Source organism: Variovorax sp. LjRoot175, assembly GCF_964253805.1.
GTDB lineage: Bacteria > Pseudomonadota > Gammaproteobacteria > Burkholderiales > Burkholderiaceae_C > Variovorax.
This window is the reverse complement of sequence record NZ_CAXURY020000001.1, coordinates 3530494-3552260: the sequence shown is the minus strand read 5'-3', so window position 1 is coordinate 3552260 and position 21767 is coordinate 3530494. Positions and strand designations below refer to the sequence as shown.

The 21767-nt window shown below is 67.7% G+C and carries 21 protein-coding genes; 19 read left to right on the top strand and 2 right to left on the bottom strand.

The window, feature by feature from the left end; translation table 11 throughout:
• The first annotated feature begins 5 nt into the window (after positions 1–5).
• From lpdA to ACSQ89_RS17630, 3 genes are read left to right on the top strand one after another with little or no spacing between them, the layout of a single operon-like run.
• On the top strand, positions 6–1436 hold the full coding sequence (gene lpdA, locus ACSQ89_RS17640; protein WP_093108114.1) for a dihydrolipoyl dehydrogenase: 1431 nt from the start codon (positions 6–8) through the stop codon (positions 1434–1436).
• A gap of 4 nt (positions 1437–1440) precedes the next feature.
• Entirely contained in the window at positions 1441–2538 is a 1098-nt protein-coding gene (gene zapE, locus ACSQ89_RS17635) for a cell division protein ZapE (protein ID WP_093108112.1), read from the top strand.
• A complete protein-coding gene (locus ACSQ89_RS17630; RefSeq protein WP_436292744.1) occupies positions 2535–3185 on the top strand; it encodes a hypothetical protein in 651 nt (216 codons plus the stop codon). The genes zapE and ACSQ89_RS17630 overlap by 4 nt, the downstream gene beginning before the upstream one ends.
• 21 nt (positions 3186–3206) lie before the next feature.
• Here ACSQ89_RS17630 and ACSQ89_RS17625 read toward each other — a convergent pair whose 3' ends face one another.
• Entirely contained in the window at positions 3207–4022 is an 816-nt protein-coding gene (locus ACSQ89_RS17625) for a PP2C family protein-serine/threonine phosphatase (RefSeq protein WP_093108108.1), read from the bottom strand.
• An 89-nt stretch (positions 4023–4111) separates the two neighbouring features.
• Here ACSQ89_RS17625 and ACSQ89_RS17620 point away from each other — a divergent pair, with 89 nt between their 5' ends.
• A complete protein-coding gene (locus ACSQ89_RS17620; RefSeq protein ID WP_093108106.1) occupies positions 4112–4315 on the top strand; it encodes a DUF465 domain-containing protein in 204 nt (67 codons plus the stop codon).
• Positions 4315–6315, top strand: coding sequence for an ATP-dependent DNA helicase (locus ACSQ89_RS17615; protein ID WP_093108104.1), 2001 nt, complete (start codon positions 4315–4317; stop codon positions 6313–6315). Before ACSQ89_RS17620 ends, ACSQ89_RS17615 begins: the two co-directional genes overlap by 1 nt.
• Positions 6316–6353: 38 nt before the next feature.
• Here the strand turns inward: ACSQ89_RS17615 and ACSQ89_RS17610 are convergent, their stop codons facing one another.
• Positions 6354–7163: an outer membrane protein assembly factor BamD gene (locus ACSQ89_RS17610; protein WP_093108102.1), complete on the bottom strand. Its 810-nt coding sequence runs from the start codon at positions 7161–7163 to the stop codon at positions 6354–6356.
• A 23-nt stretch (positions 7164–7186) separates the two neighbouring features.
• On the opposite strand from ACSQ89_RS17610, the gene ACSQ89_RS17605 reads away from it, so the two are divergent.
• The 14 genes from ACSQ89_RS17605 to hflX all read left to right on the top strand — a co-directional run bounded on the left by ACSQ89_RS17605 (position 7187) and on the right by hflX (position 21767).
• Positions 7187–8203, top strand: a complete 1017-nt coding sequence (locus ACSQ89_RS17605) for an RluA family pseudouridine synthase (RefSeq protein WP_436292847.1) — start codon at positions 7187–7189, stop codon at positions 8201–8203.
• 129 nt (positions 8204–8332) lie between these two features.
• Positions 8333–9148 (top strand): SMC-Scp complex subunit ScpB, encoded by an 816-nt coding sequence (gene scpB, locus ACSQ89_RS17600; protein WP_436296305.1) that lies wholly within the window; start codon positions 8333–8335, stop codon positions 9146–9148.
• Positions 9145–10779, top strand: a complete 1635-nt coding sequence (locus ACSQ89_RS17595; RefSeq protein WP_436292746.1) for a pseudouridine synthase — start codon at positions 9145–9147, stop codon at positions 10777–10779. The genes scpB and ACSQ89_RS17595 overlap by 4 nt, the downstream gene beginning before the upstream one ends.
• A 150-nt stretch (positions 10780–10929) precedes the next feature.
• Entirely contained in the window at positions 10930–11349 is a 420-nt protein-coding gene (ndk, locus tag ACSQ89_RS17590; RefSeq protein WP_436292747.1) for a nucleoside-diphosphate kinase, read from the top strand.
• A 19-nt stretch (positions 11350–11368) separates the two neighbouring features.
• Positions 11369–12529, top strand: a complete 1161-nt coding sequence (rlmN, locus tag ACSQ89_RS17585) for a 23S rRNA (adenine(2503)-C(2))-methyltransferase RlmN (RefSeq protein WP_436292748.1) — start codon at positions 11369–11371, stop codon at positions 12527–12529.
• 4 nt (positions 12530–12533) lie between these two features.
• Complete coding sequence (pilW, locus tag ACSQ89_RS17580) at positions 12534–13367, top strand: type IV pilus biogenesis/stability protein PilW (protein WP_436292749.1); 834 nt, start codon at positions 12534–12536, stop codon at positions 13365–13367.
• A complete protein-coding gene (locus ACSQ89_RS17575; RefSeq protein WP_436292750.1) occupies positions 13360–14298 on the top strand; it encodes a helix-turn-helix domain-containing protein in 939 nt (312 codons plus the stop codon). The genes pilW and ACSQ89_RS17575 overlap by 8 nt, the downstream gene beginning before the upstream one ends.
• Complete coding sequence (ispG, locus tag ACSQ89_RS17570) at positions 14295–15587, top strand: flavodoxin-dependent (E)-4-hydroxy-3-methylbut-2-enyl-diphosphate synthase (RefSeq protein ID WP_093108089.1); 1293 nt, start codon at positions 14295–14297, stop codon at positions 15585–15587. Before ACSQ89_RS17575 ends, ispG begins: the two co-directional genes overlap by 4 nt.
• Before the next feature lie 8 nt (positions 15588–15595).
• Positions 15596–16906, top strand: coding sequence for a histidine--tRNA ligase (gene hisS, locus ACSQ89_RS17565; RefSeq protein ID WP_093108087.1), 1311 nt, complete (start codon positions 15596–15598; stop codon positions 16904–16906).
• A 6-nt stretch (positions 16907–16912) separates the two neighbouring features.
• Entirely contained in the window at positions 16913–17608 is a 696-nt protein-coding gene (locus ACSQ89_RS17560; RefSeq protein ID WP_093108085.1) for a YfgM family protein, read from the top strand.
• A complete protein-coding gene (gene bamB / locus ACSQ89_RS17555) occupies positions 17605–18747 on the top strand; it encodes an outer membrane protein assembly factor BamB (RefSeq protein WP_093108083.1) in 1143 nt (380 codons plus the stop codon). The genes ACSQ89_RS17560 and bamB overlap by 4 nt, the downstream gene beginning before the upstream one ends.
• Positions 18748–18765: 18 nt before the next feature.
• Positions 18766–20112 carry a ribosome biogenesis GTPase Der gene (der, locus tag ACSQ89_RS17550; protein WP_093108081.1) on the top strand — a complete coding sequence of 449 codons (1347 nt, stop codon included), beginning with the start codon at positions 18766–18768 and terminating at the stop codon, positions 20110–20112.
• 185 nt (positions 20113–20297) lie between these two features.
• Positions 20298–20543, top strand: coding sequence for an RNA chaperone Hfq (gene hfq / locus ACSQ89_RS17545; protein ID WP_093108079.1), 246 nt, complete (start codon positions 20298–20300; stop codon positions 20541–20543).
• A 54-nt stretch (positions 20544–20597) separates the two neighbouring features.
• Positions 20598–21767: a GTPase HflX gene (gene hflX, locus ACSQ89_RS17540; protein ID WP_093108077.1), complete on the top strand. Its 1170-nt coding sequence runs from the start codon at positions 20598–20600 to the stop codon at positions 21765–21767.

Genomic DNA, 21767 nt, shown 5'->3' with positions numbered 1-21767 from the left:
ACCTGATGTCCAACAAGCAATTCGACGTCATCGTCATCGGTGGCGGCCCCGGCGGCTACGTCGCGGCCATCCGCGCAGCGCAGCTCGGCTTCAACGTCGCCTGCATCGACGAGTGGAAGAACGGCAAGGGCGGCCCGGCACTGGGCGGCACCTGCACCAACATCGGCTGCATTCCCTCGAAGGCGCTGCTGCAGTCGTCCGAAAACTACGACCACGCCGGGCATCACTTTGCCGACCACGGCATCAAGGTCGAGGGCCTGAGCCTCGATCTGGCCAAGATGCTGGCGCGCAAGGACGCGGTCGTGAAGCAGAACAACGACGGCATCACCTACCTGTTCAAGAAGAACAAGGTCACGTTCTTCCACGGCCGCGGTTCCTTCGTGAAGGCGTCCGGCGCCGGCTATGAGCTGAAGGTGACGGGCACGGCCGAGGAATCCATCGAGGGCAAGCACATCATCCTGGCGACCGGCTCCAATCCGCGCCCGCTGCCGGGCGCGGACTTCGACGAGGAGAACATCCTCTCGAACGACGGCGCGCTGCGCATAACCGGCGTGCCCAAGAAGCTGGGTCTGATCGGCTCCGGAGTCATCGGCCTCGAAATGGGTTCGGTCTGGCGCCGCCTGGGTGCCGAGGTCACGGTGCTCGAAGCGCTGCCGACCTTCCTCGGCGCGGTCGACGAGCAGATCGCCAAGGAAGCGCACAAGGCCTTCACCAAGCAGGGCCTGAAGATCGAGCTCGGCGTCAAGGTGGGCGAGGTCAAGTCAGGCAAGAAGGGCGTCAGCGTTGCCTGGGCCAATGCCAAGGGCGAAGCGCAGACGCTCGAGGTCGACAAGCTCATCGTCTCGATCGGCCGCGTACCCAATACCATCGGCCTCAACGCCGAGGCGGTCGGCCTGAAGCTCGACGAGCGCGGCGCCATCGTGGTCGACGACGATTGCAAGACCAGCCTGCCGAACGTGTGGGCCATCGGCGACGTGGTGCGCGGCCCGATGCTCGCGCACAAGGCCGAGGAAGAGGGCGTGGCGGTGGCCGAGCGCATCGCGGGCCAGCACGGGCACGTGAACTTCAACACCGTCCCGTGGGTGATCTACACCTCGCCCGAGATCGCGTGGGTCGGCCAGACCGAGCAGCAGCTCAAGGCCGAAGGCCGCGCCTACAAGGCCGGCACCTTCCCGTTCATGGCCAACGGGCGCGCCCGTGCTCTCGGCGACACGACCGGCATGGTCAAGTTCATCGCCGATGCGGCGACCGACGAGATTCTCGGCGTTCACATCGTAGGCCCGATGGCCAGCGAGCTGATCTCCGAGGCGGTGGTGGCGATGGAGTTCAAGGCCAGCGCCGAGGACATCGCGCGCATCTGCCACGCGCATCCGTCGCTGTCCGAAGCGACCAAGGAAGCTGCATTGGCCGTCGACAAGCGCACGCTCAATTTCTGACCACTTGAGCGTCAAACAGGCTTACGAAGCGGAGCTGGCTGCGCGGGGGTACCAGAGCGACCCCGCGCAGCTGCGCGCCGTCGAAGCGCTCGATCGCTGCGCGAGCGAGTGGGGCGACTACAAGGCGCGGCGCTCCAATGCGCTCAAGAAGCTGATCAACCGGCTGGACATTCCGCGCGGCGTCTACATGTACGGCGGGGTGGGGCGCGGCAAGAGCTTCCTGATGGATTGCTTCTACAACGCGGTCCCGCTCAGGCGCAAGACCCGGCTGCACTTCCACGAGTTCATGCGCGAGGTCCATCGCGAGCTGGCCGAGCTGCAGGGCACGGTCAACCCGCTCGACGAACTCGGGCGTCGGATCGCCAAGCGCTACAAGCTGATCTGCTTCGACGAGTTCCATGTCGCCGACATCACCGATGCCATGATCCTGCATCGGCTGCTGACGGCGCTGTTCGAGAACGGGGTGGGCTTCGTCACGACCTCGAATTTCAAGCCCGACGATCTCTATCCCGGCGGGCTGCATCGCGACCGCATCCTGCCTGCGATCGCGCTGCTCAACGAGCGGCTCGAGGTGATCAGCGTCGACAACGGCACCGACTACCGCCGCCGCACGCTGGAGCAGGTACGCCTCTACCTCACGCCCAACGGCGCGGCGGCCGACAAGGAGATGCGCCACGCCTTCGAGCGCCTCGCCGAAAGCGCGGACGAGAACCCCGTGCTGCACATCGAGTCGCGCGAGATCCACGCGCGCCGCAAGGCCGGCGGCGTGGTCTGGTTCGACTTCAAGACCCTGTGCGGCGGTCCGCGTTCGCAGAACGACTACCTGGAGATCGCGACCCAGTTCCACACCGTGCTCCTGTCCGACGTGCCGTACATGCCGGTGCGCATGGCCTCTGAAGCACGTCGTTTCACATGGCTGGTCGACGTGTTCTACGATCGGCGCGTGAAGCTCATCATGTCGGCGGAGGTTCCGCCGGAGGCGTTGTACACCGAGGGTCCGCTGGCCCACGAATTTCCTCGCACCGTGTCCAGACTCAATGAAATGCAGTCGGCCGAATTCCTGGCGCTCGAGCGCCGCGTCGTCGACACCCGCCTCACATGAAGAACACCGTCCTTGCACTCTTGATGGCCTTGACCGCGCTGCCGCTGTGGGCGCAGTCCACCGCCACGACCGGCAACACCGATTTCGAAGCGGAGCGAGCGCGCCTGTCGCAGGAGCGCAAGGTGGTCGAAGAACGCTTCCAGACCGAGCAGAAGGCCTGCTACCAGAAGTTTGCGGTCGAGGGCTGCCTGGTAGACAGTCGCCGGCGCCGGCGCACCGCCACCGACGACATCAAGCGCCAGGAAGCCGCCATCAACGACATCGAACGCAAGCGCCGCGGGGCCGCTGCGCTCGATCGGCTCGAGGAAAAAAAGGCCAGCCCGCGCCCGCAGGACACACCCTCGCAGCGCGAGCAGTCGATCAAGAACCAGGAGGAGCGCGAGCAGCGCTCGGCCGATCATGCGACGAGCCGCGCCCGCCTGGCCTCCGATGCCGCCCTGCGGAAACGCGAGCTCGAAGACAAGCAGCGCGCGCATGCCGAGAACCAGGCCAAGGCTGCTGCCCGGCGTGCCGAGGCGCCGGTCGAGCGCGAAGCCTACGAGCGCAAGCAGCAGAAGGCAGAGGAGCATCGCGCCGATCGCGAGCGCCGCAACGCCGAGAAGACGAAGGACAAGGCCCGTTCGCCGTCCTTGCCGACGCCGCCTTGAGCGCGTGCCGGCGGCTCGGCCTCAGTCCGCAGCGTCCGCAGCCACCGGAAGCGCTTCGAGCTTCAGCACGACCAGCGAAATATTGTCCCCGGTGCCGCGCGCGCGGCGCCGCGCTTCCGACACCAGCAGTTCGGCTGCCGCGCGGGGCGATTGTTCGTGCAGCACCCTGCCCATCTCCTCCGGCGTGAAGTAGTGCCAGAGCCCGTCGCTGCAGGCCATCAGCAGATCGTCGGGTTCCAGCTTGGGAACCAGGTGGATGTCGACCGGCGGCGGCGTGGACTTCATGCCGAGGCAGCCGAGCAGGATGTTTCCTTGCGGGTGGATGTTGGCTTCCGCCTCGCTGATCTCGCCGCGGTCCACCAGCGCCTGCACGTAGGAGTGGTCCTTGGTTCGCTTGATCAGCTGGCCGTTGCGGAAATGGTAGATGCGCGAATCGCCCGCATGGATCCAGACGCAGTCGCCTCCCGGATTCATGAGGAACGCCGCCAGCGTACTGTGCGGCTCCTCCTCGCTGGAGATCGCGGTGAGCTTGATCACCGTGTTGGCGTCTTCCAGCAGCTGCCGCAGTATGGCCACGGCCTCGTCGCGACCCGGCTTGTAGCGCGAGAACAACTGGCGTGCCGTCATCAGCACCTGGTCCGATGCCTTGCGCCCCCCGCTGCGTCCACCCATGCCGTCGGCGACGACGCCGAGCACGCAACCCGGCGTGCGCGGGTGGTTCATGATCAGGACCTGGTCCTGCTGGTAGGGGCGGTCCCCCTTGTGAAGACCGGTGGCCGCTGCGAGTCGAAAGCCTGGGGTTGTGGGCGCGGAGGCGACGGTGGCTCGGTCTTTCATGTGGTCGTGTGATGGAAACGAAGACGTATTATCGAGTCAACCCCGCGCGAAGCCCGAATCGCCGTTGCATCGTCTTCGCATCGCCCCCGTTGGACTCCAATCTTCACTCCTTTTCCCGTCAGCTGATCGAACTGCGCATCGAGCACGCCGACCTGGACGCCACCATCGACCGACTCGTCGAGGCCGTGCCGCAGGACGAACTGCTGCTGCGGCGCTTGAAGAAAAGGCGGCTCGCCCTGCGCGACCAGATCGTCCGCCTGGAGCGCATGCTCGATCCGCAAGAGCCCGCCTGATGTCGCTCGATCAAATGGTGCGCGACGCCTTCGCGCAGGACGGTGTGCTGTCGCACGCGGCCGAACAGTTCCGCGAGCGCGAAGGCCAGACCCAGATGGCCCTGGCCGTGGCCCGCACCATCGACCAGGGCGGCGTGCTCGTGGTCGAGGCCGGCACCGGCGTCGGCAAGACCTTCTCCTACCTGGTGCCGGCGCTGCTGAGCGGCGAGCGCGTGCTGCTCTCGACTGCCACCAAGACGCTGCAGGACCAGCTCTTCGGGCGCGATCTGCCGCGGCTGGTCGAGGCGCTGGGCCTGCCGGTGCGCACCGCGCTGCTCAAGGGGCGGGCGAGCTACCTGTGTCTGCATCGCCTCGACCTGGCGCGCCATGACGCGTCCCTGCCCGAACGCGGCAGCGTTCGCACGCTGGCGAAGATCGAGCAGTGGTCGAAGGCCACCCGCACCGGCGACCTGGCCGAGCTGCCGGGCCTGGACGAGCGCTCGCCGCTGATCCCGCTGGTGACCTCCACGCGCGAGAACTGCCTGGGCGCGCAATGCCCGCAGTTCAAGCCCTGCCACGTCAACCTGGCGCGCCGCGAGGCGATGGCGGCCGACGTGGTGGTCATCAACCATCACCTGTTCTTCGCCGACCTGGCGGTGCGTGAATCGGGCATGGCGGAACTGCTGCCGACCGTGCGCGTGGTCGTGTTCGACGAAGCGCACCAGCTCAACGAGACCGGCGTGCAGTTCCTCGGCGTGCAGCTCGGCAGCGGGCAGGCGCTGGATTTCGCGCGCGACATGCTGGCCGCCGGCCTGCAGCAGGCGCGCGGGCTGGTCGACTGGCAGCAGCTGGTGGCTGCAGTCGAACGCGGCGCGCGCGAATTGCGGCTCGCGGCCGGCAAGCAGTGGCCCGGTGCCAAGCTGCGCTGGGCAGGCGCGTCGCCGGAGGCCGTGCCTGCCGAGGCCTGGCAGGCCGCGCTCGACGCCCTGCAGCAGGCCTTCGAGCACGCAGCGCGGGCACTCGACACGGTGAGCGAACTCTCGCCCGATTTCGTGCGCCTGCACGAGCGCGCGGAACAGCTCGCGGAACGCGCGACCCGTTTTGCCCAGGCCTGCCCCGCGGAATCGGTGCGATGGGTGGACGTGGGCACGCAGCTGCGGCTGGTGGAGTCGCCGCTGGATATTGCCGAGGCGGTGCGCACGCGCGTGCTCAAGGCCGACGCGGTCGATCCGGAAGAACAGGGACGTGCCTGGGTGTTCACCTCGGCCACGCTCGGCGACGATCCGAAGCTGCGCTGGTTCACCGAACCCTGCGGGCTCGACGACGCCGAGGTGCTGCGCGTCCAGAGTCCCTTCGACTACGCGCGCCAGGCTGCGCTCTACGTTCCGCGCGCATTTCCCAAACCCAGCGATCCGGCACACAGCGTGCAGGTGGCGACGCTCGCGGCCCGGGGCGCCGAGGCCTTGGGCGGACGCACGCTGGTGCTCACGACCACGCTGCGTGCACTGCGCACCATCGGCGATGCCATCAAGCAGCAGTTCGAGCGGCTGGAAGCCGGGCGCCGGCCGGAGGTGCTGGTGCAGGGCGAGTTGCCCAAGCGCGCGCTGATGGACCGCTTCCGCGAAGGTGCGGCCGACGGGCGTGCCGGCTGCGTGCTGGTGGCCTCGGCCTCGTTCTGGGAAGGATTCGATGCGCCTGGCGATGCGCTGCAGCTGGTCGTGATCGACAAGCTGCCTTTTCCGCCGCCGAACGATCCGCTCGTCGAAGCGCGTTCGCAGCGCCTCGAATCGCAAGGTCGCAGCGCCTTCAGCGACTATTCGCTGCCGGAAGCGGCCGTGGCCCTCAAGCAGGGCGCAGGGCGCCTGATCCGGCGCGAAACCGACAGGGGCGTGCTGGTGATCTGCGACACGCGGCTGGTCGCGATGGGCTACGGGCGGCGGCTGCTGGCGGCCTTGCCGCCGATGCGCAGGCTGGACAGCGAAGACGCGTTCGACGCCGCGCTGCTGGAACTCGCGGGCTGAAAATCAAAAAGGCCCGGAAAGGGCCTTTGTTGGAGTCGTTACCAGAGCTTCCACCAGGGGTCGTCCTTGGCTCTGAAGCCGCGCGTCAGGTATTCGCTCTTCGGGTAGTTGCTGGTCAGCACGCGCTTGGCGTCGTCGCGCAGGTCGGTCAGACCGAGCGCGTCGTAGGACTGGACCATGATGTACAGCGCCTCTTCGAGCGCCGGCACTTCGCGGTAGTCGGCCAGGGCCAGCTGGGCGCGGTTGATGGCCGCCAGGTAGGCACCGCGCGTGTAGTAGTAGCGCGCCACATGCACTTCGTACTGGGCCAGCGAGTTGACGATGTAGTTCATGCGCAGGCGCGCATCGGGCGTGTAGCGCGATTCCGGGAAGCGGGTGATCAGTTCCTTGAACGCCTCGAAGGACTCCTTGGCCGCCTTCTGGTCGCGTTCGGAAAGGTCTTGCCGCGTCATCCACGCGAACAGGCCGAGGTCGTCGTTGAAGTTGATCACGCCCTTGAGGTAGATCGCGTAGTCGAGGGCGGGGCTGGCCGGGTGCAGCTTGATGAAGCGATCGAGGGTCGCGATGGCCGCGGGCCTTTCGCCGGCCTTGTACTGCGCATAGGCCTTGTCCAGCTGTGCTTGCTGCGCGAGCGGCGTGCCGGCGGCGCGGCCTTCGAGCTTCTCGAACAGCGGCACGGCCTTGTCGTAGGCGCCGGAGTTGGCTTCGTCCTTGGCTTCGGAGTAGATGCGGTTGGGACTCCAGTTCGCGGTCCGATCGACGGTGGTCGACGAGCAGCCGGCCACGAGCCACGCGGCCGCGCAAAGAGCCAGCCAGCCGGGGACAACCGATAATTTGGCGCGAAACATCACATAAGGCTTTCGTGAAACAGGTGCCGTCAATTATATCGGCCGACCCCCTGGACGAATCCCCAGGCGCGGTCGAGCACGACGAGGGCGCGGAGCTTTCCGAGCCGAGCGAGATTCGCAACTTCCTGTTCGGCCAGGACGAGCATGGGCAGCGGCTCGACCGTGCGCTGGCCGCGCTGGTGCCCGAGTTTTCGCGCAGCTACCTGCAGCAACTGATCGAAGCCGGCATGGTGGCGATCCAGGGGCGCGTGCTCACCAAGGCTTCGACCACGGTGCATGCGGGCGCTGCCGGGCGCATCGAGCTGCGGCCCACGCCGCAGAGCCAGGCTTTCCGGCCCGAATCGATGCCGATCGCCGTGCTGCACGAGGACGAACACCTGCGCGTCATCGACAAGCCGGCCGGTCTCGTGGTCCATCCGGCACCCGGCAACTGGAGCGGCACGCTGCTCAACGGCCTGCTGGCCCTGGACCCGCGGGCCGCGCTGCTGCCGCGCGCCGGCATCGTGCACCGGCTCGACCGCGACACCAGCGGCCTGATGGTGGTCGCGCGCAGCCGTTGCGCGATGGATGCGCTGGTGGCGCTGATTGCGGCACGCGAGGTCACGCGCCAATACCTCGCGCTCGCGCATCGCAGCTGGCAGGGCGCCGCTGCGCGCCACGTGGACGCCGCGATCGGGCGCGACCCGCGCAACCGGCTGCGTATGGCGGCGGTCGATCTGCAGCGGCATTCGGGCAAGCCCGCGCGCACGCTGATCGAAGCGCTGGACAGCAACGAGCAGGGCTGCGCCGTGCGCTGCACCCTGGAGACCGGGCGCACGCACCAGATCCGCGTGCACATGGCTTCGATCGGCCATCCGCTGGTCGGCGACACGCTCTACGGCGGCGCTGCCGCGGCCGGCCTCGCACGGCAGGCGCTGCACGCCTTCAGGCTCGCGTTCGTGCATCCGGTCACGCATCAGCCGATGGAGTTTCGCGCGCCGCCCCCGCCCGATCTGGTGCAGGCTTTGCAGGCCTGGGGGCTGGATTACAATCGTGCCTGACGGCCCCGAGGGCCGCGCCGGCCACCCGATGCCGGCCTTGCTGCAAAGCGCCTGCGGGCCGGCAGCGCCTCTTCATCCTTCTGAAATCAAGCGTCCTTCGTGGCGCCTTTTTCCCGGATACCGCGAACCATGAATACGGCGGATGCCAAGCGCATTCTCGAAACCGCCTTGATCTGTTCGACGCAGCCCTTGCCGGTGCGCGAACTGCGCGTGCTGTTCGACGACGAACTGGGCGCCGACACGATCAAGTCGTTGTTGCTCGAACTGCAGGAAGACTGGTCGCAACGCGGCCTGGAGCTCGTGAGCGTCGCCACCGGCTGGCGCTTCCAGAGCCGTCCCGAACTGCGCGACCATCTCGATCGCCTGCACCCGGAAAAGCCGCCGCGCTATACCCGCGCCGCGCTCGAAACGCTGGCAATCATTGCCTACCGCCAGCCGGTCACGCGCGGCGACATGGAAGACATCCGTGGCGTCACCATCAACTCGCTGATCCTGAAGCAGCTCGAAGACCGCAACTGGGTCGAGGTGATCGGGCATCGCGAGACGGTCGGCCGGCCGGCGCTCTATGCGACCACGCGCCAGTTTCTCGACGACCTGGGCCTGGCTTCGCTGGATCAATTGCCGGTCATCGAATCGCCGGCGCAGCAGGGTGCCTTGATCGACGCGCTCGAACAGGCGTCCGGCGGTGACCAGCCGGCCTTGCCGATCGACGAGTCTTCCGTCGAGACAGCAGAGGCCGTGAGCGAGGCCGAAACCGAGGCGGTTGCCGAAACCTTGCCCGAGCCCGAGCCCGAGCCCGAGCCCGAGCCCGAGCCCGAGCCCGAGCCCGAGCCCGAGCCCGAGCCCGAGCCCGAGCCTGAACTCCAGTCCTCGTCCCCCATCGAGCCCGATGCCGAGCCCGATGAGGTTGACATCACCGTCGTCTCCTCCGGAACCCGACCATGAGCCCATCCGATCCCGATGATGCAGCGACGCTGCCGGCCGAACCTGTTTCCGAAGATCGTGCGGCGGCGCCCCCCGCACAGCCCGCGGACGGCGTGACCGAGCCGAGCCCCGAAGGCGCAGGCGAGGCGGAGGCGCCTCGCAAGCGGCGGCCGCGCCGGCGCAAGCCCGCTGGCCAGGCCCCCGTCGAGATGGCGGTGGAAGCGGCCGAATTCACCCCGCCGGCGGCCGGTGAAGCGCAGAACGTGGCCGAGGACGATCTGGACGACGAGGAAGAGCCGGACGAGGAGGAAGACGACCTCGACCGGGCCCGCCGCGCCGCCGAGCGCGAGCAGCGCAATGCCCCGCCGCCCGAGCCGATCCGGTTTGCCGATGTCATCTCGGGCCAGTTCGATGCCGACGAGGAAAGCCCCGAGGTCCCGCCGCTCAAGCGCGTGCTGCTGCCTGAAGCCGATTCGCCCAAGCTGCACAAGGTGCTGGCGCAGGCCGGCCTCGGCTCGCGGCTCGAGATGGAGCAGCTCATCCTGCAGGGCCGCATCTCCGTCAACAACGAGCCGGCCCACATCGGCCAGCGCATCCAGTTCGGCGACCAGGTCAAGATCAACGGCAAGCCGATCCGCTACCGCATCGCGCCGCCGCCGGCGCGCGTGATCGCCTACCACAAGCCGGTCGGCGAAGTCGTCACGCACGACGATCCGCAGAACCGTCCGACGGTGTTCCGCAAGCTGCCGCGCCTCCAGCAGGGCAAGTGGCAATCGGTCGGTCGCCTCGACCTGAATACCGAAGGCCTCCTGCTTTTCACCAGCTCGGGCGAACTGGCCAACCAGCTCATGCACCCGCGCTTCGGGCTGGAGCGCGAGTACGCGGTCCGTGTGCTGGGCGCCCTCAGCAGCGAGGAAAAGCAGCGCCTGCTCGAAGGCGTGCGGCTCGACGACGGCATGGCCCACTTCGGTACCATCGAAGAGGGCGGCGGCGAAGGCTCGAACTGCTGGTACCGCGTCACCATTTCCGAAGGCCGCAACCGCGAAGTGCGTCGCCTGTTCGAATCGGTCGGCCACGCGGTCAGCCGCCTGATCCGCATCCGCTACGGTGCGATGGTGCTGCCGCGCGGTCTCAAGCGCGGCGCCTGGATGGAGCTCGACGAGCGTGACATCCGCGCGCTGTTCCAGGCAGCCGGCGGTGCCGGCGAACGGCCGGGACGCGCGGGCGGCGGCCCGAAGGGACCGGGCCAGGAGGGCGGTGGCCGCAACAACCGCAACCGCAAGCGCCGCGGCAATCGCAACAACGGCGGCGGCGCGCAGGCCGAAGGCCGCGAGCCGCCGATCCCGAATCCGCTGGGCAGCGGTCCGGCGGCGCGGGGCGACCGGAATCGGGGAGGCGGCAATGGCGGTCCGCCGCCGCAGGGCCGCCGCAACCGCCGCGACGACCGACAGAGCGGCAACCGCGGCGAGGATCGTCCGCCGAGCGGCGCCAACCAGCCCGATCCGATGAAGACTTCGCTCGGCTATATCGGTGCCGACAGCTTCTCGCGCCAGCGCAAGGAACAGCGTTCCGGCCCGCGACGCGGCGGCCCGCCCGGCGGGGGCGGGGGCAATTTCGGCGGGCAGGGCGGCGGGCGCCGCCGCGGCCGCTGAAATCGCGCATCGGTCGCGGTCTTTCACTGGCCCGTCACGGGTGGTGTCGAGCGCGCCGGTTAAAATCAGAGGCTTTGTCAAGGCAGTGCAACCGAAGCGTTGCGGCTTGACAGAACTCATCGAAATCCAAGCTCTCAGGAAAGCAACTCAATGGCCATCGAACGCACCCTCTCCATCATCAAGCCCGACGCCGTGGCGAAGAACGTCATCGGCAAGATCGTCTCCCGCTTCGAGGCTGCCGGCCTCAAGATCGTGGCGGCCAAGCTGGTGCATCTGTCGCGCGCCGACGCCGAGCAGTTCTACGCGGTGCACAAGGAGCGTTCCTTCTTCAAGGATCTGGTCGAGTTCATGATCTCCGGCCCCGTGTTCGTGCAGGCACTGGAGGGCGAGGACGCCATCATCAAGAACCGCGACCTGATGGGCGCGACCGATCCCAAGAAGGCAGCCCCGGGCACCATCCGCGCCGACTTCGCGGACAGCATCGATGCCAACGCCGTGCACGGCTCCGACGCCGTCGACACCGCGAAGGTCGAAATCGGTTTCTTCTTCCCCGAGCTCAAGGCACGCTGAGGCGGAGCCTTCCCACGCAATGACCACGGCCAACCTGCTCGATTTCGATCTCGAGGGGCTGGCTGCGTTCTGCGAAAAGCTCGGCGAGAAGCGCTTCCGCGCCACCCAGCTGTTCCGCTGGATCCACCAGCGCGGCGCGAGCGATTTCGCGCACATGACCGACCTTGCGAAGTCGCTGCGCGAGAAGCTCGCGGGCAGCGCGCGCGTCGAGGCGCTGCCGATGATCACGCAGCACGAATCGGCCGACGGCACCATCAAGTGGCTGTTCGACGTCGGCGACGGCAATGCGGTCGAGGCCGTGTTCATTCCCGAGGACGACCGCGGCACGCTGTGCGTCTCTTCGCAGGCCGGCTGCGCCGTCGGCTGCCGTTTCTGCTCGACCGGGCACCAGGGCTTCAGCCGCAACCTGACGACGGGCGAGATCGTCGCCCAGCTGTGGTTCGCCGAACACTTCCTGCGCAAGCACCTGAAGCGCACTCCCGATCAGGAAGGGCGCGTGATCTCCAACGTCGTGATGATGGGCATGGGCGAGCCGCTGCAGAACTATGCGGCGCTGGTGCCGGCCCTGCGCACCATGCTCGACGACAACGCCTATGGCCTGTCGCGCCGCCGCGTGACGGTGTCGACCTCGGGCGTGGTGCCGATGATCGATCGGCTCGGCGCCGACTGCCCGGTGGCGCTCGCGGTGTCGCTGCATGCGCCCAACGACGCGCTGCGCGACGACCTGGTGCCGCTCAACCGCAAGTACCCGATCGCCGAACTGCTCGAGGCCTGCCAGCGCTACCTCGCGCACGCGCCGCGCGACTTCATCACCTTCGAGTACTGCATGCTCGACGGCGTGAACGACCAGCCCGAGCATGCGCGCCAACTGGTCGATCTGGTGCGCTCGCAGAGGATCTCCTGCAAGTTCAACCTGATTCCTTTCAATCCTTTCCCGGCGTCCGGCCTGCTGCGTTCGCCGCAGCCGCGCGTGCTGGCCTTCGCCAAGGTGCTGAGCGAAGCCGGCATCGTGACCACCGTGCGCAAGACGCGCGGCGACGACATCGATGCGGCCTGCGGCCAGCTGGCGGGCGACGTGAAAGACCGGACCCATGCTGCCGAGCGCATGGCGCAGCGGCGCACCGTCGTGCTGCACCCGGCCCGCAAGAAGGCCGCCACTTCCACTGCCCAGGAGCCATGAACCGATGAGCCAGGCCTTTCCGATCGTGCACCAGCGAGTGATGCAAGCGCTCTGCGGCCTTGCGGCCGCGTTCCTGCTCGCCGGCTGCGCCACCAAGGACCCTTCCGCGCCGGGCTCGGGCAGCAGCAATGCCGCACCCATCATCACGGACTCGGACGAAACCAACGCCCGCAAGCGCGCCCGGCTGCGCGTCGAACTGGCCATCGGCTACTTCGAGCAGGGGCAGACCACCGTGGCGCTGGACGAGATCAAGCAGGCCCTGGCCAACGATCCGACCTTCGCCGATGCCTACAACCTGCGCGGCCTGGTCTACATGCGTCTCGACGATGCGCCTCAGGCCGAAGACAGCTTCCGCCGCGCGATCGCGCTGAACCCGCGCGAGGCGAACACCTTGCACAACTACGGATGGCTGCTGTGCCAGCAGAACCGCTTCGGCGACGCGCAGCAGCAGTTCTCGGCTGCGTTGGCCATCCCCACCTACGGCGACCGTTCCAAGACGCTCATGACGCAGGGCGTGTGCCAGCTCCGCGCCGGCCAGCGTGGCGAGGCAGAGCGCAGCCTGACGCAGGCCTACGAACTCGATGCCGGCAACCCGGTGGTCGGCTTCAATCTGGCCTCGCTGCTCGCGCAGCGCGAGGACTGGTCGCGCGCGCAGTTCTACATCCGCCGCGTCAACAACAGTCCGTCGGCCAATGCCGAGACGCTCTGGCTCGGCATCAAGATCGAACGCCGGCTCAACAACCGTGAAGCGATCGCGCAACTCGCGAGCCAGTTGCAGCGGCGCTTCCCCCAGTCGCGGGAGGCGATTGCGTACGAGCGCGGGAATTTCAATGATTGAGAAGGCCAGCGAATTCGGGGCTTCGGCCGCGGTGCCGCTGGTGAGCGGCGACAGCACCTTCATGACGGCCGGCGACATGCTGCGCGAGGCGCGCGAGGCCCACGGTCTGCACATCGACATGGTGGCGGCCGCGCTCAAGGTGTCGACGCAGAAGCTGGCGGCACTGGAGGCCGACGACATCGACGCCTTGCCCGATCCAGTGTTCGCGCGTGCCCTGGCCGCGAGCGTGTGCCGGGCGCTGCGGATCGACCCGGCACCTGTGCTGGCGAAGCTGCCCGGCGCGCAGCCCGCGGGCCTGGCGGAGGCCGACCGCACCATCAGCAAGAGCCTGCGCTCGGCCGCGCCGCGCTCGGGCGGCGTCGGCGGTTCGAACGGGCAACCGTCGCGCGCGCTGCTGATCGTGGTCCTGCTGCTGCTGATCGGCGCCGCGGTGCTGTTCTGGCTGCCGCAGTCGGTCTTCGATCGGATCGGCGAGTCGATCTCTCGCCTGACGGCCGCCAGCAACAACATCGAGGCGTCGCCGTCGACGGAACGGTCGGCAGTGGTCAGCGGCACGGTCGTCGAGGCGGTACCACCCGCGGCACCAGTCGCTGCCGCTCCGGCTCCTGCAGCGCCCATCATCCCGCCGGCAGCGGCTCCGGCGGCACCTGCGGCCCAGACGGCGGCAGCAGCGCCTGCCGTGGCCGGTGCCAGCCTGATCGTCTTCGTCGCGCGCGAAGACTCGTGGGTCACGGTGAACGAAGCCAACGGCAAGTCCTTGCTGCGGCGCACGGTGCAGGCCGGCGAGACCGTCGGGGTGACGGGCGCGCCACCCCTGTCGGTGGTCGTCGGTCGTGCCTCGGGTATCGAGGTGCAAGTGCGCGGCAAGCCTTTGGACCTGGCGCCCCTGACGCGTTCGGGCGGCGTCGCGCGTTTCGAGGTCAAGCCATGAACGACGACACGTCGAGCCCCCTGAGCTGCCTGCCGATCGAGTCCGCTGCGCCGCGGCCGCGCCGTTCGCGCCAGGCCAGCGTGGTCTGGGGGCCGCGCACCGTCACCGTGGGCGGCGACGCGCCGGTGCGCGTGCAGTCGATGACCAATACCGACACCGTCGACGCGATCGGCACCGCGATCCAGGTCAAGGAACTGGCGCTGGCCGGCTCGGAGATGGTGCGCATCACCGTCAACACGCCGGAAGCGGCGGCGCAGGTGCCCTACATCCGCGAACAGCTCGATCGCATGGGCGTCGACGTGCCGCTGATCGGCGACTTTCATTACAACGGCCACCGCCTGCTCACCGACTATCCGGCCTGTGCCGAGGCGCTCAGCAAGTACCGCATCAACCCCGGCAACGTCGGCAAGGGCGACAAGCACGACCGCCAGTTCGGCCAGATGATCGATGCGGCCATGCGCTGGAACAAGCCGGTGCGCATCGGCGTCAACTGGGGCAGCCTCGACCAGGAACTGCTGTCCAGCCTGATGGACATCAACAGCCAGCGCCCAGAGCCGTGGGACGCGAAGCAGGTGATGTACGAGGCCTTGGTGACTTCGGCGATCGATTCCGCGCAGCTCGCCGAATCGATGGGCATGAACGGCAGCCAGGTCATCCTGAGCTGCAAGGTCAGCGGCGTGCAGGATCTGGTCTCGGTCTACCGCGAACTCGCCAAGCGCTGCGACTACGCGCTGCACCTGGGCCTGACCGAAGCGGGCATGGGCACCAAGGGCACGGTGGCTTCGGCCACGGCGCTGTCGATCCTGCTGCAGGAAGGCATCGGCGACACGATCCGCGTTTCGCTGACGCCGCAGCCGGGCGAATCGCGCACGCAGGAGGTGCTGATCGCCAACGAGATCCTGCAGGCCCTGGGCCTGCGGGTGTTCGTGCCGAGCGTCACCGCCTGTCCGGGCTGCGGCCGCACGACCAGCACCACCTTCCAGGAACTCGCCAAAGAGATCGACGACTACCTGCGCATGCAGATGCCGGTCTGGCGCACCAAGTACCCGGGCGTCGAGACGATGAAGGTGGCCGTGATGGGCTGCATCGTCAACGGCCCGGGCGAGAGCAAGCATGCCGACATCGGCATCAGCCTGCCCGGCACCGGCGAAGCGCCCGCGGCGCCGGTTTTCATCGACGGCGAGAAGGCGCTCACGCTGCGCGGCGAGAACATCGCCGCCGAGTTCCATCAACTGGTCGAAAACTACATCGAGAAGCGTTTCGGCGGCCACGCCACCGAAGTCGCCTGACACAAGCAATGGCTGAAAAACTCAATGCCGTCAAAGGCATGAACGACATATTGCCGCCCGAATCGGCGCGCTGGGAGTGGCTCGAGGCCACCGTGCGCGAGCTGATGGCGCGCTATGCCTACCGCAACGTCCGCACGCCGATCCTGGAGCACACGGCGCTCTTCGTGCGCGGCATCGGCGAGGTCACGGACATCGTCGAGAAGGAGATGTACTCCTTTCACGACCGCTCGGACAAGTACGGCGACAACGACCACCTGACGCTGCGCCCCGAGAACACCGCCGGCATCGTACGCGCCGCGATCGAGCACAACATGCTCTACGACGGCGGCAAGCGCCTGTGGGCCATCGGCCCGATGTTCCGGCGCGAGAAGCCGCAGCGCGGGCGCTTCCGCCAGTTCCACCAGATCGACGTCGAGGCGCTGGGTTTCGCCGGGCCGGACGTCGATGCCGAACTGATCCTGTTGGCCAGCGGGCTGTGGAAGGCCATCGGCCTGACCGACGTGCGCCTGGAAATCAACAGCCTGGGCCAGCCGGCCGAGCGCGCCCAGCACCGTGCCCAGCTCATCGCGCACTTCGACGCGCACGCCGACCAGCTCGACGAGGATGCCAGGCGCCGCCTGCACAGCAATCCGCTGCGCATCCTAGACACCAAGAATCCGGCGATGAAGGCGGTGGTGGAGTCGGCGCCGAAGCTGATCGACTTTCTCGGCGCCGAGTCGCTGGCGCACTTCGAGGGGCTGAAGGCCATTCTCGACGCCAACGACATCGCCTACACCATCAACCCGCGCCTGGTGCGCGGCCTCGACTATTACAACCTCAGCGTCTTCGAATTCGTGACCGACCGGCTCGGCTCGCAGGGTACGGTGTGCGCTGGCGGGCGCTATGACGGCCTGTTCGAGCAGCTCGGCGGCAAGCCTGCGCCGGCGGTGGGCTGGGCGATCGGCGTGGAGCGTGTGCTCGAGTTGCTGAAGGAGCAGGGGACCGCGGTTCCCGTTTCGACCCCCGATGCCTACGCGGTGGTGCCGGATGCGGCGGCGATGCCGGTCGCGCTGCGCACGCTGCAGCAGCTGCGCGATGCCGGCGTGCGCGTGCAGATGCACGCGGCCACCGCCGACGGCCTCGGCAGCTTCAAGTCGCAGTTCAAGAAGGCCGACGCCAGCGGCGCCGCGCACGCACTGGTCTTCGGCGCCGACGAACTCGCGCGCGGCGAGGTCACGGTGAAGGCGCTGCGCGACGGCAGCGGGGCGCAGACTGCCCGCCCGCTGGCCGAGCTGCCCGCCTGGGCCGCCACCCTACAATCCCCGGCTCCCAACAACTGACAGCGCATGGCAACCCATCTCGACCTCGAAGAACAGGAACAGCTCGACCAGCTCCGGCATTTCTGGAACACCTACGGCACGCTGATCACCTGGTTCGTGCTGCTGTCGGCCGGCGCCTTCATGGCGTGGAACGGCTGGCAGTTTTTCCAGCGCGACAAGGCGGCGCGCGCTTCGGTGCTCTATGACGAGATCGAACGCAGCGCGCAGGCGGGCGACGTGGCTCGCATCGAGCGCGCGCTGGCCGACATGAAGGAGAAGTTCGCCGGCACCGCCTACGCCCAGCAGGCCGGCCTGCTGGCGGCCAAGACCTTGAACGAGAAGGGCAATGCCAACGCCTCGCGCACAGCGCTCGCGTGGGTGGCCGAGCATGCCGTCGATCCGGGCTACCAGGCCGTGGCCAAGCTGCGCCTGGCCGCCGAACTGCTCGAAGCCAAGTCCTACGACGAGGCGCTCAAACAACTTTCGGGCAACGTGCCCAAGGAGTTCGAAGCGCTGGTGGCCGACCGCAAGGGCGACATCCACCTGGCGCAGGGCAAGCGCGACGAGGCCAAGGCTGAGTACCAGAAGGCCTGGACCGCCTTCGCGCCCGGCACCGACTACCGCCGCCTGGTCGAGATCAAGCTCAACGCCGTCGGCGTCGACCCGAAGAGCCTGGCACCGGCCGCTGCCGGCACCGCCACCCCTGCCAAGACCACACCATGAATTTCAAGCGTTTCGTGACTCCTGCATTCATCCTGCGCGCTGGTGCGGCCGCGGTCGTGGTCGCCGCGCTCGCGGCCTGCTCGGGCACGCCCAAGCCCAAGCCCGCGGAACTGTCGGCCAACCCGGCACTCCTGGGCGTTCGGCAGGCCTGGAGCGTGCGCATTCCGGCGGTGAGCTTCCCGCTGGCGACCAACGTGAGCGGCGACATGGTGGCGGTGGCCGCCACCGACGGCACAGTGGTCATGATCGATGCGCGTTCGGGGCAGGAATCGTGGCGTGCCAGTGCCGGTGCGCCGCTGGTGGCCGGCGTGGGCAGCGATGGATCGCTGGTTGCCGTCGTCACCGCCAACAATGACTTGGTCGCCATGCAAAGCGGCAAGGTGCTGTGGAAGCAGCGGCTCACGGCCCAGGCGTACACCGCGCCGCTGGTGGCCGGCCGTCGCGTCTTCGTGCAGGCTGCCGACCGCAGCACCAGCGCCTGGGATGGCCAGAGCGGTCGTCGCCTTTGGGCACAGCAGCGTACCGCCGAAAACCTGGTGCTGAAGAGGCCCGGGGTGCTGATCGCCGTGGGCGACACCCTGGTGAGCGGTATCGGCGGCCGGCTCGCCGGCATCAATCCGGCCAACGGCATTTCGCGCTGGGAATCGCCGATCGCCGCACCGCGCGGCACGAACGACGTCGAGCGCCTGGTCGACCTGACCGGCAGCGTGAGCCGTGTCGGCGATGTCGTCTGCGCGCGCGCCTACTATGCGAGCGTCGGCTGTGTGGACACCTCGCGCGGCGCGCTGCTCTGGAGCAAGCCCGCCACGGGCGCGGACGGCGTGAGCGGCGACGACCGCTTCGTCTACGGCACCGAGGAAAACGGCAATGTGGTGGCCTGGCGCCGCGCCGACGGCGAGCGCGCCTGGCAGATCGAGAGTTTCAAGTACCGCACCCTGACCGCGCCGCTCGCGGTCGGCCGCTCGCTGATCATCGGCGACAGCACCGGCCTCGTGCATCTGATCTCGCGCGAGGACGGCGCGCCGCTGAACCGCCTCACCCCCGATGGCTCGGCCATCGCCGCGACGCCGGTGCTTTCCGGCAACACGGTCGTGGTCGTCACCCGCAATGGCGGCGTGTTCGGCTATCGGCCTGAATAATCGATCGAGAGCCCGACCATGAAACCGGTCATTGCGCTGGTCGGGCGTCCCAACGTCGGCAAGTCGACGCTGTTCAATCGCCTCACCCAGACGCGCGACGCCATCGTCGCCGACTTCGCAGGCCTCACGCGCGATCGCCACTACGGCAACGGCCGCCAGGGCAAGCACGAATTCATCGTGATCGACACCGGCGGCTTCGAGCCCGACGCGGGCAGCGGCATCTTCAAGGAGATGGCCAAGCAGACGCGCCAGGCCGTGGCCGAGGCCGACGTGGTGATCTTCGTGGTCGATGCGCGCGAGGGAATCTCGGCGCAGGACCACGACATCGCCAATGAACTGCGGCGGCTGGGCAAGCCCTGCGTGCTGGTGGCCAACAAGGCCGAAGGCATGCAGGATGGCGCGAAGCTGGTCGACTTCTACGAACTCGGCTTCGGCGAGGTGCACGGCATCTCGGCGGCGCACGGGCAAGGCATCCGCAGCCTGGTCGAACTCGCGCTCGAGCCGCTCGGGCTGCCCGATCCCGACGAGGAGGCCGAAGAGGAAGAGGCCAACAACAAGCCGATCAAGCTGGCGGTCGCGGGCCGCCCCAACGTCGGCAAGTCGACCCTGATCAACACCTGGCTCGGCGAGGAGCGCCTGGTCGCCTTCGACCTGCCCGGCACCACGCGCGACGCGATCGCCGTGCCCTTCGAGCGCAACGGCCAGCGTTTCGAGCTGATCGACACCGCGGGGCTGCGCCGCAAGGGCAGGGTGTTCGAGGCGATCGAGAAGTTCTCGGTGGTCAAGACCCTGCAGGCGATCGAATCGGCCAACGTGGTCCTGCTGCTGCTCGACGCCACGCAGGGCGTGACCGATCAGGACGCCCATATCGCGGGCTACATCCTCGAAAGCGGGCGCGCGGTGGTGATCGCGATCAACAAGTGGGACGCGATCGATAGCTACCAGCGCGAGCAGATCCAGCGCCAGATCGAGACCCGGCTGCCCTTCCTCAAGTTCGCCGCGCTGCACTTCATTTCCGCCATCAAGCGCCAGGGGCTGGGGCCGGTCTGGCAGGCCATCGCCCAGGCTCACAAGTCGGCCACCCGCAAGATGTCCACGCCGGTGCTCACGCGGCTGCTGATGGAGGCGGTGCAGTTCCAGGCGCCCAAGAAGTCCGGCATGTTCCGGCCCAAGCTGCGCTACGCCCACCAGGGCGGCATGAACCCGCCGGTGATCGTCATCCACGGCAACTCGCTGGAACACGTCACCGACGCCTACAAGCGCTTTCTCGAGGGGCGCTTCCGCAAGGAATTCGACCTTGTCGGTACGCCCTTGCGCATCGAGCTCAAGACCTCGCACAATCCGTACGCGGACAAGGAGGGCTGAAGGCCCCGTGCCCCCGGATGGGGCGCTTGGCCTCCATTGACCACCGTTGAGCGATGCCGGCGCCCGAAGTTCCCGCTTTTAGGTGCCGTTATTTTTCGAAGGCTATTCGGGTTTCGTGCTGCAGTGCGGAAGTGCTGTGTTAAGGTGACCGGTTCCAACAACTACTCTTGAACACGGAGAATATCGTGAGCAATAAAGGGCAACTCCTACAAGACCCCTTCCTGAACACCTTGCGTCGCGAGCACGTGCCGGTTTCGATTTATCTGGTCAACGGCATCAAGCTGCAAGGTCAGATCGAGTCGTTTGACCAGTACGTCGTGTTGCTTCGCAATACGGTGACCCAGATGGTCTACAAGCACGCCATCTCCACCATCGTGCCGGGTCGGGCCGTCAACTTCTCGGCTGCCGAGAACGACGAAGCAGCCGCCTGATCGGCACGGAGCGCGGCGGCTCGCCCGCCGCGCTTTCTTCCTATTTGATTCCGCTTGTCTGAACTGATTTCCCGGAAAGAGGGCGCCGTCGTACTCGTCGGTGTCGATTTCGGGTTGCCCCATTTCGACGGCGAACTCGAGGAACTTGGCCTGCTCGCGCAGACCGCAGGCCTCGAGCCGGTCGCGCGCCTGGTGTGCAAACGCAAGGCGCCCGATGCGGCGCTGTTCGTCGGTAGCGGCAAGGCCGACGAAATCCGCGAGCTGGCCGATCTGCATCGCGCGAGCGAAGTGGTCTTCGACCAGGCGCTGAGCCCGGCGCAGCAACGCAACCTCGAGCGCCAGCTCGGGGTGGCGGTGTACGACCGCACTTTCCTGATCCTCGAAATCTTCGCCCAGCGCGCACGTTCGCACGAGGGCAAGTTGCAGGTCGAACTGGCGCGGCTGCAGTACCTCAGCACGCGGCTGGTGCGGCGCTGGTCTCACCTGGAGCGCCAGCGCGGCGGCATCGGCACGCGCGGCGGCCCGGGCGAAACGCAGATCGAACTCGACCGCCGGATGATCGGCGAGTCCATCAAGCGCACGCGCGAACGGCTCGCCAAGGTGCATCGCCAGCGTGGCACCCAGCGCCGCCAGCGCGAGCGGCGCGACACCTTCAACATCTCGCTGGTCGGCTACACCAACGCCGGCAAGTCCTCGCTGTTCAATGCGCTGGTGAAGGCGCGCGCCTATGCGGCCGACCAGCTGTTCGCGACGCTGGATACCACCACGCGGCACCTGTACCTGGGCGATGCTCGCCGCAAGGTGTCGATCTCCGACACCGTGGGTTTCATTCGCGAGCTGCCTCACGGCCTGATCGATGCCTTCAAGGCCACCTTGCAGGAGGCGGTCGATGCTGACTTGCTGCTGCATGTGGTGGACGCTTCCAACCCCCACCATCCCGAGCAGATGGCCGAGGTGCAGGCAGTGCTCAAGGAAATCGGCGCCGACACGGTGCCGCAGCTCCTGGTGTTCAACAAGCTCGATGCACTTGAAAGTACGCAACACCCCCTGCATCTGCGCGACGAGATCGACGTCGATGGCGTGCAGATGCTTCGCGTCTTCCTGAGCGCCCACACCGGCGAGGGGGTTCCGGCGCTCCGCGCCGAACTCGCGCAACGGTCGCAGTCGATGAACGAGGCCATGACCCCAGAGTACGACACCGAATTGCACGATGCCGCCAACTGA